Here is a 13,823-nt window from a genome sequence, read left to right on the forward strand (position 1 = left end):
TCGCAGGCCGCGCGGGCCTCGCGTGGCGGGCGTTGCTGCGCTGCGGTAGGCTTGGCGGTTCTTTCCCCCGCCTTCCGAACGCCGTGTCCGCCGAAGCCGCAAACGAAACCCGCCCCTACGACCCGCAGGCCATCGAGGGCGATGCGCAACGCTTCTGGGAGGGCACGCGCGCCTTCGAGGTGAACGAGGCCTCGGACAAGCCCAAGTACTACTGCCTCTCGATGCTGCCGTATCCGTCGGGCGCGCTGCACATGGGCCACGTGCGCAACTACACCATCGGCGACGTCATCAGCCGCTACAAGCGCATGACGGGCCACAACGTCCTGCAGCCGATGGGCTGGGACGCCTTCGGCCTGCCGGCCGAGAACGCCGCGATCAAGAACAGGACCGCGCCGGCCAAATGGACCTACGCGAACATTGCGCACATGAAGGCGCAGCTGCAGCAGATGGGCTACGCGATCGACTGGTCGCGCGAGTTCGCCACCTGCCAGCCGTCGTACTACGTGCACGAGCAGCGCATGTTCGTGCGCCTGATGAAGCAGGGCCTGGCGTACCGCAAGAATTCGGTCGTGAACTGGGATCCGGTCGACCAGACCGTGCTCGCCAACGAGCAGGTGATCGACGGCCGCGGCTGGCGCACCGGCGCGCTGGTGGAAAAGCGCGAGATCCCGCAGTGGTTCCTCAAGATCACCGACTACGCGCAGGAACTGCTCGACGGCCTGGACGCGCTGCCCGGCTGGCCGGATGCGGTCAAGACGATGCAGCGCAACTGGATCGGCCGCAGCGAAGGCCTGAAAATCCGCTTCGATGTCGTGGATGGCGACGGCAACGCGTTTGATCCGCTGCACGTGTTCACCACGCGCCCGGACACGCTGATGGGCGTGACGTTCGTGTCCATCGCCGGCGAGCATCCGCTCGCGCGCCTGGCGGCTGAAAAGGATGCCGAACTCGCCGCGTTCCTCGACGACCTGAAGAAGGGCGGCGTTACCGAAGCCGAACTGGAAACGCAGGAAAAGCGCGGCCGCTACACCGGCCTGAGCGCGATCCACCCGATCACCGGCGAGAAGATGCCGGTCTACGTCGCCAACTTCGTGCTGATGAACTACGGCACCGGCGCGGTGATGGCGGTGCCGGGCCATGACGAACGCGACTGGGAATTCGCGCGCAAGTATTCGCTGCCGGTGCGCATGGTGATCGTGCCGCCGGAAGTGCGCGACGCGGTGAACGAGATCGCCGGCGACCTCGCCAAGCACGAGGACGCGATGAGCAGCGCGCTCGGCGAAGGCGCCTCGGCGGACGTGTATGGCACGACGGCCGCGGTGCAGGTCGTGAAGGAATTCGAACGTCGCATCCAGGAAGAGGGCGCGTACACCGAACGCGGCTGGCTGGTGAATTCGGGCGAATTCGACGGCATGGATTTCCAGCAGGCGCTGGACGCGTTCGCCACGCGTTTCGAAGCCGACGGTCGCGGCCAGCGTCGCGTGAACTACCGCCTGCGCGACTGGGGCGTGAGCCGCCAGCGTTACTGGGGCTGCCCGATTCCCGTCATCCTGTGCACCAAGTGCGGCGACGTCCCCGTGCCGGAAGACCAGCTGCCGGTCGTGCTGCCGGAAGACGTCGCATTCTCCGGCGTCACCTCGCCGATCAAGTCGGACCCCGAATGGCGCAAGACCACCTGCCCGCAGTGCGGCGGCGCGGCCGAGCGCGAAACCGACACCTTCGACACCTTCATGGAGTCCAGCTGGTACTACGCGCGCTACACCTCGCCGGGCGCACAGCAGCAGGTCGATGAACGCGCGAAGTACTGGACCCCGGTGGACCAGTACATCGGCGGCATCGAGCACGCGATCCTGCACCTGCTGTATTTCCGCTTCTACCACAAGCTCATGCGCGACCAGGGCCTGGTGAACAGCGATGAGCCGGCGACGAACCTGCTGACGCAGGGCATGGTCATCGCCGAAACCTTCTATCGCGATCACGAAGACGGCTCGAAGGACTGGATCAACCCCGCCGACGTGGAAGTGATCCGCGACGAACGCGGCCGCATCACCGGCGCGACGCTGAAGGCCGACGGCAAGCCCGTCGTCATCGGCGGCACGGAAAAGATGTCGAAGTCGAAGAACAACGGCGTCGATCCGCAGCTGATGGTCGGCAAGTACGGCGCCGACACGGTGCGCCTGTTCTCGATGTTCGCCGCGCCGCCGGAACAGTCGCTGGAGTGGAACGAAGCCGGTGTCGAAGGCATGGCGCGCTTCCTGCGCCGCTTCTGGCGCGAAGTGGTCACGCACGTGTCGCAGCCGGACCATCCCGATGTCCCGACGCTGCTCGCCGGCGGCGCGCAACTCGATGCCGCGCAGAAGACGCTGCGCCGCCAGCTGCACGAGACGATCCAGAAGGTCGGCGACGACTACGGCCGTCGCCACAGCTTCAACACCGCAATCGCCGCGCTGATGGAACTGCTCAACCACGTGTCGAAGTTCGACGACATGAGTGACGCCGGCCGCGCCGTGCGCCACGAAGCGCTGCAGGCGATGGTGCTGCTGCTCAACCCGGTGACGCCGCACGTCTGCCACGCGTTGTGGCAGGCGCTGGGTCACGCGGAAACGCTGCTGGAGGACGTGCCGTTCCCGGTTGCCGATCCCGCCGCGCTCACGCGCGACGCGGTGACGCTGGCGGTGCAGGTCAACGGCAAGCTGCGCGGCACGATCGAGGTGCCGGTGAACCTGGACAAGGCGGAAATCGAACGCCTGGCGCTCGCCGAGCCGAACGTCGCCAAGTTCATGGAAGGGCTGTCGGTACGGAAGGTGATCGTGGTGCCTGGGAAGATCGTCAACGTCGTCGCGGGCTGACCGCGTGCGGCGAGGCGCCGTCTCCCCCTCACCGTCTCCCCCTCACCGTCATCCCCTCACCGTCATCCCCTCACCGTCATCCCCTCACCGTCATCCCGGCGAAGGCCGGGATCCAGGCCCGTACCGCACGTGCACCGCTGCTTTTGTAGCCCGGGTAAGCGAAGCGCACCCGGGGGCTGTCACGCTCACCCGGGTGCGCTTCGCTTACCCGGGCTACAAGGGCGGCCGTTGCTGTCCACGCGGGATGCGCTCAGCGCATCGGCCGGGTCGCGTGCGCTCTGTCCGACCCATGTGTCTGTCGTGCCCATGTGAATGAATGAAACCGCCCCTCCGCGGCTTGCCCGCGCTGGCGGCGTCCTCCAGACTTCCCGCATGACCCTTCGCACCCTGCTCAAGCGCGCCATCCCCGTCGCCCTCGCGCTGACCCTGACGGCCTGCGGCTTCCATCTGCGCAGCGCGCTCGTTCTGCCGCCGGACCTCGGCCCGGTCCGCGTCGTGTCCGTCGATCGCTACAGCCCGCTCGCCGAGTCGCTCGCGCAGGCGCTGACCCGCGCCGGCGCCGTGCCGGCCACCGAGGAAACGACCGATGCCACCGTGCTCGACCTGATCGCCGAGCGCTGGGGCGACCGCCCGATCAGCCTCGACGAACTCGGCCGCGCGCAGGAGTACTCGCTGCGCTACGCGGTCACCTTCGAACTGCGTCGACCCGATGGGAGCGCGATCGTGCCGCGCCAGACCATCGAACTGGCACGCGATTACGTGTCCAACCCGGTGCAGGCCATCGGCACCGAAGGCGAGCGCGAGATCCTGCAGGGCGAGATGCGCCGCGAGATGGTCGCCTCGGTGCTGCGCCGCCTCGACGCGGTCGCGCGTCGCGCCACCGAGCAGGCCGCCACCCAGGCCGATCAGGCTGTCGCGCCGGGAGCGGAAGCAGCGCCCGACGACCCGACCGCAACGCCGGCCGAGCTGACGCCGCCGCCGACCTCGGACACCACCACGCCCTGATGGAACTGCGTCCGGAGCAACTCGTCGCCCAGCTCGGCCTGGATCGGCCCGAGCCCGCATCGTTGCATCCGGCCTACCTGATCGCCGGCCCCGAACCGCTGCGCGTGCTCGAAGCGGCCGACGCCGTGCGCGCCGCGGCGCGTCGTGCCGGCATCGCCGAACGCGAAGTGTTCGAGGCCGAAGGCAACCAGCGCGAACCGGACTGGAACGCGATGTCCGCCAGCTTCCGCGCCCCGAGCCTGTTCGCCAGCCGGCGCCTGGTCGAGCTGCGCCTGCCCAGCGGCAAGCCGGGCAAGGAAGGCGCCGAGGTGATCGCCGATTTCTGCGCCGACCCGCCGTCCGACGTGACCCTGCTCATCACCGCCGGCGAGTGGAGCAAGCAGCACGGCGGCAAGTGGAGCGAGGCGATCGGCCGGATCGGCCAGATCGCCATCGCGTGGCAGATCAAGCCGCATGAACTGCCCGACTGGATCGAGCGTCGCCTGCGCGCGCGCGGACTGCGTGCGGACTTCGATGCCGTGCAGAGCCTGGCCGAGCGCGTGGAAGGCAACCTGCTCGCCGCCGCGCAGGAAATCGACAAGCTCGCCTTGCTGTCCGATGGGCAATCGCTCGATCGCGACCGCATGGCCGAACTCGTCGCCGATGCGGCGCGGTTCGACGTGTTCCGCCTGGTCGATGCGGCGATGAACGGGCAGGGCGCCCAGGTCTCGCGCATGCTCGCCGGATTGCGCGCCGAAGGCGAAGCCGTGCCGGGCCTGCTCGGCATGATCGTGATGGAACTGCAGCGCGCCGCCTCGCTGGCGCGCGTGCAGGCGCGCGGCGGCAATCTTTCGGCCGAGTTCAAGGCGCAGCGGATCTGGGATTCCAAGCAGCCGATGTACAAGCGCGCGCTGGCGCGCCATGCGTCGCCGCGCTGGGACGCGTTCGTCGCCGAAGCCGGGCGCGTGGACCGCATCGCCAAGGGGCGCGTGCGCTACGGCGAAGAACCGGCGGACGCGTGGCTGGCGCTGGAACGCCTGCTGCTCGCCGTCGCCGAACCGCGCGCGACGCGGCTGCTCGCCGGCTGACGCGCGGGCGGCGCATGGCACTGCGCATCCATTACGGCGGCACCTTCGACCCGGTGCACGCGGGACATCTGTCGGTTGCGCGCGAAGTGCGCGATGCGCTGCAGGCGCAGGTGTTCTTCGTGCCGGCCGCCGATCCGCCGCACAAGGACGCCACGCATGCCGACGCCGACACGCGTGCGCGCATGCTCGACCTTGCCATCGCGGGCGAGCCCGGGCTCAAGGTCGATCGCCGCGAACTGCATCGCGCAGGCCCGTCCTATACCGTCGACACGTTGCGCGAACTGCGCGCCGAAGCCGGCCGCGACGTGCCGCTGGTGTGGATGATCGGCGGCGATTCGCTGCTGCAACTGCACACCTGGCACCGGTGGCGCGAGCTGTTCCAGCTGGCGCACGTACTGGCGGTGGCGCGTCCGGGATCGCACCTGGAGCCGGTCGCGGTGGCGGCGCTGGCCCCGGAGGTGGAGGCGGAGATCGGGCCACGACGTCGCGCTCCGGCCGACCTGAACAGCAGCGCGGCGGGCGGGCTGGCGATTTTCCCGCTGCAGCGTGAACGCCCGGAGTCTTCCACGGAGCTGCGCCGGCGCATCGCCGCCGGAGAATCGTGGGAGGACGGCGTCGCACCGGCCGTCGCCGAATACATCCGCCGCCACGGCCTGTACGGCGTCCGGGGCGTCACGCCGGCTTCGTTATAATCCCCGGGCACCGCAATCCCCCAGAGAGTCCCCGCCCCTTGAGTACCGAAGCGCAAGTCATCAAGACCCGCCTGCCCAACCCGCCGCCGCCGGTGGATGTCCTGCTGAAAACCGTGCATGCGGCCGTGGAGGAACTCAAGGCGCGCGACGTCACCGAAATCGACGTACGCGGCAAGAGCAGCGTCACCGACTACATGGTCATCGCTTCGGGCACCTCGACCCGTCACGTGAAGTCGATCGCCGACGAAGTCGTCAAGTTCGCCAAGAACCTCGACGTCCAGCCGCTGGGCGTGGAAGGCGAGCGCGAGGCCGAATGGGTGCTGGTCGACCTGGGCGACGTGGTCGTCCACGTCATGCTGCCGCGCGTGCGCGAGTTCTACGCCCTGGAGCGCCTGTGGACGGTGGGCGACCAGCCGCCGGAAGCGGATGAGGACGATGAGGTCGAAACGGACGCGGAAGAGCGGTTCTAGTTCGCTGCCTCTCTTACGTCGGCCGCGTTTGGTCGCGGTTGAAACGATGCGGATTCTGGACGGCGCCTTCGGGCGCCGTCTGCGTTCTGGTGGATGTTTGAGTAACGCGCGGGCACTCCCTCATCGGTGACCAATTTCACCGTCGATGACGGTGTCGTCGCGGCGACGATGTTCTCGGACGACGATGCTCTCTTGTAGCCCGGGTAAGCGAAGCGCACCCGGGGAGGGAGGCGACCGCGCTCCCGGGTGCGCTTCGCTTACCCGGGCTACAAGGGCAACGACCACAACAACCTGTCTTGCAGTTTTCGCTGGAATGATGGTGGCTGTTTTATCGGGAGCGGAGTGCCCGTAGCGCCACGCGCTCCCATCAGCCCGCGCAACTTCACTTCTCGAAGCAGCACGCAGGCGAAGACCGCAACGCCAAAGCGGCGCGCGTCACCGGCATGGAGAAGAGCGGCCCGCCCCTGCAGGCCGCTCCAACCGCCTCACAGATGCCCACGCTCCCACGGCCCCGTGATCGCGAACGTGATTCCCGGCGTCTGGATGTTCACGAACAGCGTCCGGCTCCACGGATCCCAGCACGCGCCGCAGAACTCGCTTTCGCGGTAGTCGCCTTCGGCGATCGTCTTGTCCGCGTTGGCGATCTGCGTGGACGTCAGCTCGATGTTGTTCTTGCAGAAGTAGAACGACTCGCCGCGTCGCGTCAGCCCGATCAGGCGCGCGCCCGGGCCGTATTCGTCCGGGCTCTCGCCGCCGTCCTCGCACAGCAGCACGCCGCCGCGCGCGCTCACGGTGATGTTGTCGGGATTGTGCGCGGCCAACTGGTTGCCGCTGACGAACAACGCGCGGATGCGCTGCGTGAGCAGGTCGAGCACCCACACCGCGCCGTTGCCGCGGCCACGGCGGCCCTGATCGTCCACGCCGGTGCTGGTGTCGACGATGAACATCTTCCCGTAGCTGTGCCAGATGCCTTCGCCGCGGCTCATGCGCAGCGCGCCATCGGCCCACGCCTGGGCGAACGGGCCGCTGAGCGTTTCGCCCGCGGAGATGTCGGGAAAGCCCGCCGGAGCCGCGATGGTGTCGAGGTCGGGATCGGCGATGTCGATCCATTCCAGCGCGTATTCGTCGCCGATCTTCGCCACCGTGAGGTCCGCGTTGCGCCTGCCGCGCACGCGCGCGGCCTGCAGGCGACCGCCGTGTTCGAGCGAGCCGTAGCGGCCGGCGCGATCGTTCGGGATGAAGCGGTACAGGCCGGCCTTGTTCCGGTCGTCCTCGGTCAGGTAGACGATGCCGGTGCGCGGATCGACCGCGACCGCCTCATGGCTGAAGCGTCCCAGTCCGACCAGCGGACGCCCGCTGGTGCGTTCCGCGTCGGCATGCACTTCGAACACGTGACCGTGCTTGCGGCCGGTGCTGGACGCGTCGTCGGTCTTGATCTCCTCGCAGCTCAGCCACGTGCCCCACGGCGTCGGGCCGCCGGCGCAGTTGACCAGCGTGCCGCCGAGGCTGGCCTCGATGCTGTGCCAGTCGCCGTTGCGATGGATCAGCGTGGTGGTGCCGCCGCCCGCGCGCTGGCCGCCGCCGATGTCGCCGGTGTCGTACATGCCCGGCGCGTTGATCGGCGTGGCGCCGCCGCGCTCGTGATTGCGGATGAGCACGAGCTCGTGCCCGTGGCCACGGCCCGGATGACGATCGAACCTGCCGCGGCCGGGCTTGCGCACGGCGACCACGGCCATGCCGTCGTGGCGGTCGGGGCAGGGCTGGCCGTCGCTCATCACGTCGCCCGACCAGCCGAAGGAGCGATAGCTGAAGCCGCGCGGCAACTGCAGCAGCGGCAGGCCCGTGCTGCGATCGGCGACCGGCGCGAGCGGGCCGTAGCGGCTGGGGATCGGGGCCAGGCGGTTCGGATCGCCACCGGCGAGCGCCTGGCGCGTGTAGAGCGCGCCAAGGCTGCCGATGGCGCCGACCGCCATCGCGGCGGCACTGCCTTTGAGGACCTGGCGGCGGGAGGAACCGAATGCGTCCATCTGCGTCTCCTGCGGGGCTGGGGGAAGCCCGAATGCTGGGAGCGCGGCATGGCCGTTCGATGACACCTGCGCGTCAGCGCGCCGGATCGTGACCGTGCGCGGTTACCATCTCACCGATGGAAGCGAAACGATGAAAGCCAAGCTCATCGCCGTGGGCGAACGCGCGCCGCGCTGGGTCGCCGAAGGTTTCGGCGAGTACCAGAAGCGCCTGTCGCACTGGCTGCCGCTGGAACTGGTCGAGGTCGAACCCGGCCTGCGCGGAAAGGGTCGCGATGCCGCACGCGCCATGCAGGACGAAGGCGCGCGCGTGATCGCCGCGCTGCCGAAGAACGCGCTGGTGGTGACGCTCGACGGACGCGGCAAGCCGTGGTCGTCCGAACAGCTGGCGCAGCGCCTCGAACACTGGCGCGCGCAGGGGCGCGACCTGGCGTTCCTCATCGGCGGACCCGAAGGCCACGCACCGGACGTGATCGCGCGCGGCGACGAGTCCTGGTCGCTCGGCCCGCTCACGCTTCCGCACATGCTGGTGCGGCTGGTCGCCGCGGAGCAGCTGTATCGCGCGGCGGCGTTGCTGGCCAATCATCCGTATCACCGGGCGTGATGCCGCTTCGGTCCTGAAGCGAATCCCGCCGGGCCTCCGGCTTCGCCTGCATGGCGGAGTGAAGCGGACGTTCGCGATGGGAGCGCATGCGTGATGCGTTGAAGCCCGACAAAAAAAGCCACCCCGATCGCTCGGGGTGGCTTCGATGCCGCGATGACGCGACGGCTTACCAGCGATAGTTCAGCCCAAGCTGGCCGGTGACATCGTGGTAGTCGCCTGCGCCGTACGCGAGGCCGAGGTTGCCCCAACCCGTCCAGCCGCTGCCGAGCTGCGTCTGCAGGCCGAGCTTGGCTTCGTAGCGGTCGCGCGGCAGTTGCAGTTCGAGCGTGGTGGTGTTGAACGCCATGCGGTTGCGGTCGTCGTCGTGCCACCAGTTCAACGTGACGAACGGCTGCACGAGGTTGCGCTGCGCACTGGCCGCATGCCCGTAGAACCGCACGCCCAAACGCGTGGTCAGGCCACCGGCATCCACGTCGTCGATCAGCGTGCCGTTCTCCTCGCGGTGCTGCGACATGGTGTAGTCGGTGAAGATCGCCTGCGCCTGCGGCTCCACGAAGAAGCGCGTGCTGCCGCCGTCGTTCAGCGCGAACGCGTAACCGGCTTCGATCGAGCCCGCCCAGGTCGACGAGTCGTAACGCTCCGACGCGAGGTAATCGCCCTGCACCTTGTTGTCGTAGCGGCCGTACTGCAGCCAGCCGTCGAGGTACAAGCCGGTGGTCGTATTCGCGTTCGCGAACCACGTGCCGTACAGGCCCAGGTTGTAGCCGACGACCTTGCCCTTGGCGCGCCAGGGCAGCGGGTTCGACGTCACGTCGGTGTTCGCGCGACCGGTGCCGCCCATCAGGCCGACATGGAAGCGGCGGTCACCGGTCCCGCGTGCGATCTCGCCGCCGATCTGCAGCACCGAGGTATCGGTGCCGGCATCGAGCTGGCCTTCGCCCGTGACGCCGTCCATCTGGTTGCGCACCACGCGCACCCACGCCGCCGACGTGCGCCCGTCGTCGCCAGGCGCGCCGAGGTTCGGCTCGCCCATGCGATCGTGCATGGAGTGCTCGAACATGCCCACGGCCGCGGCCTGGTTGGCGAGGTAGGCGGCGGATTCGGGGCGGTAGAGCGGGGCGGTCGGGACGACGGGGGCGACCGGCGCGGGACCGGGAGCCGGATCGTTGGTATCGGTCGGATCGGGCGTTACCGGCGTCGGGACCACCGGAGTCGGAACGACCTGCACCTCGGAGCGCAGGTACCAGTCGCCGTCGGTCGGCGTCGCGACACCGCCCTTGTAGAGCAGGTACTCGTACGCGCCGGCGGTCGCACGCTTCGCGAGCGCAAAGGTGCCGTTCGATGCACCATCGACCTGCACGACCTGGATGCCATTCGACGTCTGCGCGCCGGCGCCGCCCACGTTATTGACGGTGACGGCAGTGGCCCCTTCGGTATCGCCGTGGACGATGAGCTTGTCGGTGGCGGACGCGTCTCCGCCGAGGACGGTGTTCAGCACCAGGCGACCGCCGTCGCCCACGTAATCGCCGGTGACTTCCAGCGTCTTGAAGCCGGCGCCTGCCGGTGCGGCGAACCCGATGGTGCCGCCATTGCGCATGGAAGCGACCACCGAGTTGCCGGTCAGCGTCCACAGGCTCGTCGAATCGATGGTGGCGTGGCCCGCGTTCGTCGCCGTGCCCGTGAGCGCCGAGCCGTTCGACAGATTGAAGTCCAGCGTTGCGGACGGACCGGCGATCAGATCGCCTGCCGTCCGTACGTTGTCCATGTTCAGGGTGAGGGCCGCATCCGGGTTGACCTGCGCGAGCACGCCGTTGTCGCTGGTGATCTTCACGCCGTTGGAGAGCGTCACCGAGCCCTTGCCCGACACCACGCCGATCGTGGCTTCGGCCGAATGCAGGCGGCCGCCATCGACGGTGATGGTGGCGGGGGCATCGAGCGGTGCCGGCGGAGCTTCGTAGCCGAGGGCGTTGCGACCCGCCTCGACGGTCGTGTTCGTCAGCCGCGCGGTGGCGCCGCCGTTGATCGCGACACCGGCGCCATGGGCACTGACGAGCGTGGAATCGGTTGCTTCGAACGTGGCGCCGGGTGCGTTGGCCGCGGTGGTGATGGCCATGGCAGCGTGGCTGTAGGGCGTGCTGCCGGTGCTCTCGATGCGCGAACCATTGCTTACGCGGACGGTGCCTCCCGACACGGCGGTGGCGCCGGCCGCATCGGCGCCCGACACCTTCACGTTCACGTTATCGCCTTCCACCAGGCTGTTCTGACGAACTGCGCTGAGACCATCCGCCGCTTCGCCGTTGGTGGTCACACTGCTGTTGCGGATGCGCACTTCGCCGCCGGTGTTCGCGGTCGCACCGTCTGCCAGCGGGCCATCGGTGACGATGGTGGCGCCGTCGACGTCGATGCGGCTTCCAGCACCAAAGGCCGAGACCGCCATCGATTGCTCGCCATGCGTGGTGACGGTGACATCCTTCGCCGTCACCGTGGCGCCGAGGTAGGCGTCCAGGCCGTTGGCTGTCTTTCCTGCGGTAGTGATGCTGCCGCCGGTGATCGCGACGCGGCTGTCAGGGTCGACAGCACCGATGCCGTATGCGAGCTCACCCTGCGTCGCGATGTTGGTGTTGTCGAGGGTTGCCGAGCCCGCGTCGTAAACGTACACGCCATAGGCGTCGTCCTTGCTCGTCTCGAGCGTCAGGTCCGTGCCGTTCACGACCGCCTTCCCGCCGACCTGCACGGCGTCTGCGAGTACGCCCGAAGTCGTGATCTTCGTCCCGGTCAAGGTCACCTGCGCCGAGTCCGTCGAGTGGACGCCGTCGGAATGGTCGCCGGTGGTGGCAATGCTCCCATCCTGGAAGTCGACCTTGCCGGATTGCGTGGCATACACGCCGTACGCGGTTTCTCCCGAGGTCGAAACGGTGGTTCCGCCAGCCTCGATGCTACCGCCCTCGAACGCCCGGAGACCGTCCGCATCGGCGTTACTGGTGGAAAGGGTCGCGTCATCGAGTACGACGGTGCCTTCGTCACGCGCAAGGACGCCGACCGCGCTTGCGCCCTCGGTCGCGATCGTGGTTCCGGACGCCGTGATCCGGCTGCCGCCGCCTTCAGACCACAGGCCATTCGCGTAGCTGCCATAGGTGTGCGCGTTGGCGCCCTCGAGCGCCACCTGTCCACCGGACTGGGCGACGGCGACGGCGACGGCGTTGGGCGCCTCGAGCGTACCGCTCCCGAACGCCTCGATGGCGACGCCGTTCGCATCGATGCGGCTGCCTTCGCCTGTGGCGTGCAGGACCGCGGCGTAGTTGCTGCCGTTCGACTCGATGGAGCCCCCGTTGATCGTGACGCGGCCTGAGTCGACGCTCGACACGACCGCCTGTCCGTTGCCGCTGCCCACGATTGTCGTGTCCTGGGTCGTGATCAGGCTGCCGGCTCCCGACGCCACAAGAGCGGTTCCCTGCGAGCTGCGTACCGTGCCGCCTTCGACCAGCACGCTGCCGCCCAGCGCCACAATGGACGCCGTACCGGTGTTGGTGGTCGTGACCCTGGTGTCGCGAAGCTTCAGCGATCCGCCATCTGCAGCGATCGCACCAAAGCTGGATGGGCCGCTCGCGACGATTTGGGAGTCGCTCAGTTCGATGGTGCTTCCATCATCTGCCACCACGACGGTAGCGGTGTTCTCGCCACCGGAGCGCGCGACGACATCGCTGCCGGTGATCTTGCCGCCGGACAATGCGAGCACCGCGACGCCAGCGTCCTCGGCCTCGATCCCGGTATCGAACGTCTTGCCGTCGGCATTGGCGGCCGGGTCGCCAATAACGATCAGTTGTTCCGCATAAGCGACGGAAGGTGCGCCGACAGCGATGGCCAGATGCAACGCGAGAGCGAGAGGCCGCTGCCTCAGGGGATGAAGCTTCATTGACACTTCCTGGTGAGTTAGGACGAGAGGTGCACGCCCCAACACGGGAAGCCAGGCGTGCGCGATGGACGTCGTGCCGACGTCCGGTCGCGCAGTCTGAAAGTCGTCGGAATGCTGCGAAATAAGAAAAGATCAGCGAGAAAGATTCATGAGTAAGGATTTTCTGACAGCGGTTCTGCGGCCTTTCCGATGCAGTTTCTACAGCGTGAACACCACCGGCAGCCGCCCCAGTGCCTCCACCGCACGTCCGTCCCGCATCGCCGGCACGAAGGTCCACTTCGACAACACGGTGCGACGTGCCGCCTGGTCGAGCATGCGATGGCCGCTGCTGCGCACGATGCGCACATCGAGTGCACGGCCGTCGGTGCCGACGAGGATTTCCAGCTCGACCGTGCCGCTCAGGCCAGCGCGCATCGCTTCGGCGGGATAGGGCGGCGGCGGTGCGCGCAATGCCTGCAGTTGCGCGATGGGCGAAGTCGTCGCAGGTTCGATCGTGGCGGGTCCTTCATCGACAACGTTCGCGGGCGCCTCGATCGCCATGTCGCCCGGCTGCGCATCGACCACCGGTTGTTCGAGTTGCGCGACGACGGGCCGCGTCTGCGGCGAGGGGCGCGTCACCGGCGTCGGTGGCCTGCGCGTGATCTCGACGCGTTCCGGCGGTGGCGGATCGACCGGACGGATCTTCGGCAACTGGATGATCGTGATCGCTTCGTGCGGTGTGGCGGGCGCGTCGGGCGCGCGCTGCGAGAGCGGCACCAGCAGCGCGAGCAGCAACGCGCCGTTGATCAGCAGCGTGCCGGTGTTCGCGGCGATGCGTCCGCCGTCGATGGACTCATGGGCAGCGGAAGGAAGGTGGATCGCGTGTGCCATGGCGGAACCTCCTGGGGTGTGCCATGGCGTCGAACGCGCGGAGGCGTCCGTCGGGGTTCCGCGTGTGTATCGACGCAAAAAAAATGGACCCGCCGAGGCGGGTCCATTCGTGAGGCGCGATGTGTGCCGCTCAGTCCGGCGTCGGTCGCTCGCTCAGGTCGTCGTTGCCGCCGCCCTCATCCGGGTTCGGCTTCTCGCGACGCTTCGGGTAATGCGCGTCGTCGCGATCGCGCGGCTCGGTCTCGGCGTAGCCGGGATTGCGGCCGGATTTCGGATCGGCAGCGGGCGGAGCGTTTTTTCCGGACGCGTTTCTTCGCAGCGGGGACATC

General features: G+C 68.4%; 10 protein-coding genes. 6 read left to right on the forward strand and 4 right to left on the reverse strand.

The genetic code is table 11. From position 1 onward, the window contains the following. Positions 1-83: 83 nt before the first annotated feature. The 5 genes from leuS to rsfS all read left to right on the forward strand — a co-directional run bounded on the left by leuS (position 84) and on the right by rsfS (position 6,083). Positions 84-2,849, forward strand: coding sequence for a leucine--tRNA ligase (gene leuS / locus AC3ANK_RS05140; RefSeq protein ID WP_484172289.1), 2,766 nt, complete (start codon positions 84-86; stop codon positions 2,847-2,849). Positions 2,850-3,221: 372 nt separating this feature from the next. Continuing rightward, on the forward strand, positions 3,222-3,854 hold the full coding sequence (locus AC3ANK_RS05145; protein WP_206859667.1) for an LPS-assembly lipoprotein LptE: 633 nt from the start codon (positions 3,222-3,224) through the stop codon (positions 3,852-3,854). Then, a complete protein-coding gene (holA, locus tag AC3ANK_RS05150) occupies positions 3,854-4,921 on the forward strand; it encodes a DNA polymerase III subunit delta (protein WP_206859666.1) in 1,068 nt (355 codons plus the stop codon). The genes AC3ANK_RS05145 and holA overlap by 1 nt, the downstream gene beginning before the upstream one ends. 14 nt (positions 4,922-4,935) lie before the next feature. Continuing rightward, positions 4,936-5,613 (forward strand): nicotinate-nucleotide adenylyltransferase, encoded by a 678-nt coding sequence (gene nadD, locus AC3ANK_RS05155; protein ID WP_484172290.1) that lies wholly within the window; start codon positions 4,936-4,938, stop codon positions 5,611-5,613. Between the two features lie 38 nt (positions 5,614-5,651). Next, positions 5,652-6,083, forward strand: coding sequence for a ribosome silencing factor (gene rsfS / locus AC3ANK_RS05160; RefSeq protein WP_484172291.1), 432 nt, complete (start codon positions 5,652-5,654; stop codon positions 6,081-6,083). Between the two features lie 485 nt (positions 6,084-6,568). Here the strand turns inward: rsfS and AC3ANK_RS05165 are convergent, their stop codons facing one another. Beyond that, entirely contained in the window at positions 6,569-8,110 is a 1,542-nt protein-coding gene (locus AC3ANK_RS05165) for an alkaline phosphatase PhoX (RefSeq protein ID WP_484172292.1), read from the reverse strand. A gap of 130 nt (positions 8,111-8,240) precedes the next feature. Here AC3ANK_RS05165 and rlmH point away from each other — a divergent pair, with 130 nt between their 5' ends. Further along, positions 8,241-8,711: a 23S rRNA (pseudouridine(1915)-N(3))-methyltransferase RlmH gene (rlmH, locus tag AC3ANK_RS05170; protein WP_206859662.1), complete on the forward strand. Its 471-nt coding sequence runs from the start codon at positions 8,241-8,243 to the stop codon at positions 8,709-8,711. Between the two features lie 166 nt (positions 8,712-8,877). Here the strand turns inward: rlmH and AC3ANK_RS05175 are convergent, their stop codons facing one another. From AC3ANK_RS05175 to AC3ANK_RS05185, 3 genes are all read right to left on the reverse strand, one after another. Then, a complete protein-coding gene (locus AC3ANK_RS05175) occupies positions 8,878-12,624 on the reverse strand; it encodes an autotransporter outer membrane beta-barrel domain-containing protein (RefSeq protein WP_484172293.1) in 3,747 nt (1,248 codons plus the stop codon). Between the two features lie 198 nt (positions 12,625-12,822). After that, on the reverse strand, positions 12,823-13,494 hold the full coding sequence (locus AC3ANK_RS05180) for an energy transducer TonB (protein WP_206859660.1): 672 nt from the start codon (positions 13,492-13,494) through the stop codon (positions 12,823-12,825). Between the two features lie 130 nt (positions 13,495-13,624). Next, positions 13,625-13,822, reverse strand: coding sequence for a hypothetical protein (locus AC3ANK_RS05185; protein WP_206859659.1), 198 nt, complete (start codon positions 13,820-13,822; stop codon positions 13,625-13,627). Position 13,823 lies beyond the last annotated feature (1 nt).

The organism is Lysobacter sp. SCRH-1R (assembly GCF_057747855.1).

What these genes read in the sequence shown, in the direction of transcription:
- AC3ANK_RS05145 (WP_206859667.1), top strand. Translation starts at nt 3,222, where the DNA reads ATGACCCTTCGCACCCTGCTCAAGCGCGCCATCCCCGTCGCCCTCGCG.
- holA (WP_206859666.1), top strand. Translation starts at nt 3,854, where the DNA reads ATGGAACTGCGTCCGGAGCAACTCGTCGCCCAGCTCGGCCTGGATCGG.
- nadD (WP_484172290.1), top strand. Translation starts at nt 4,936, where the DNA reads ATGGCACTGCGCATCCATTACGGCGGCACCTTCGACCCGGTGCACGCG.
- AC3ANK_RS05165 (WP_484172292.1), bottom strand. Translation starts at nt 8,110, where the DNA reads ATGGACGCATTCGGTTCCTCCCGCCGCCAGGTCCTCAAAGGCAGTGCC.
- rlmH (WP_206859662.1), top strand. Translation starts at nt 8,241, where the DNA reads ATGAAAGCCAAGCTCATCGCCGTGGGCGAACGCGCGCCGCGCTGGGTC.
- AC3ANK_RS05175 (WP_484172293.1), bottom strand. Translation starts at nt 12,624, where the DNA reads ATGAAGCTTCATCCCCTGAGGCAGCGGCCTCTCGCTCTCGCGTTGCAT.
- AC3ANK_RS05180 (WP_206859660.1), bottom strand. Translation starts at nt 13,494, where the DNA reads ATGGCACACGCGATCCACCTTCCTTCCGCTGCCCATGAGTCCATCGAC.
- AC3ANK_RS05185 (WP_206859659.1), bottom strand. Translation starts at nt 13,822, where the DNA reads ATGTCCCCGCTGCGAAGAAACGCGTCCGGAAAAAACGCTCCGCCCGCT.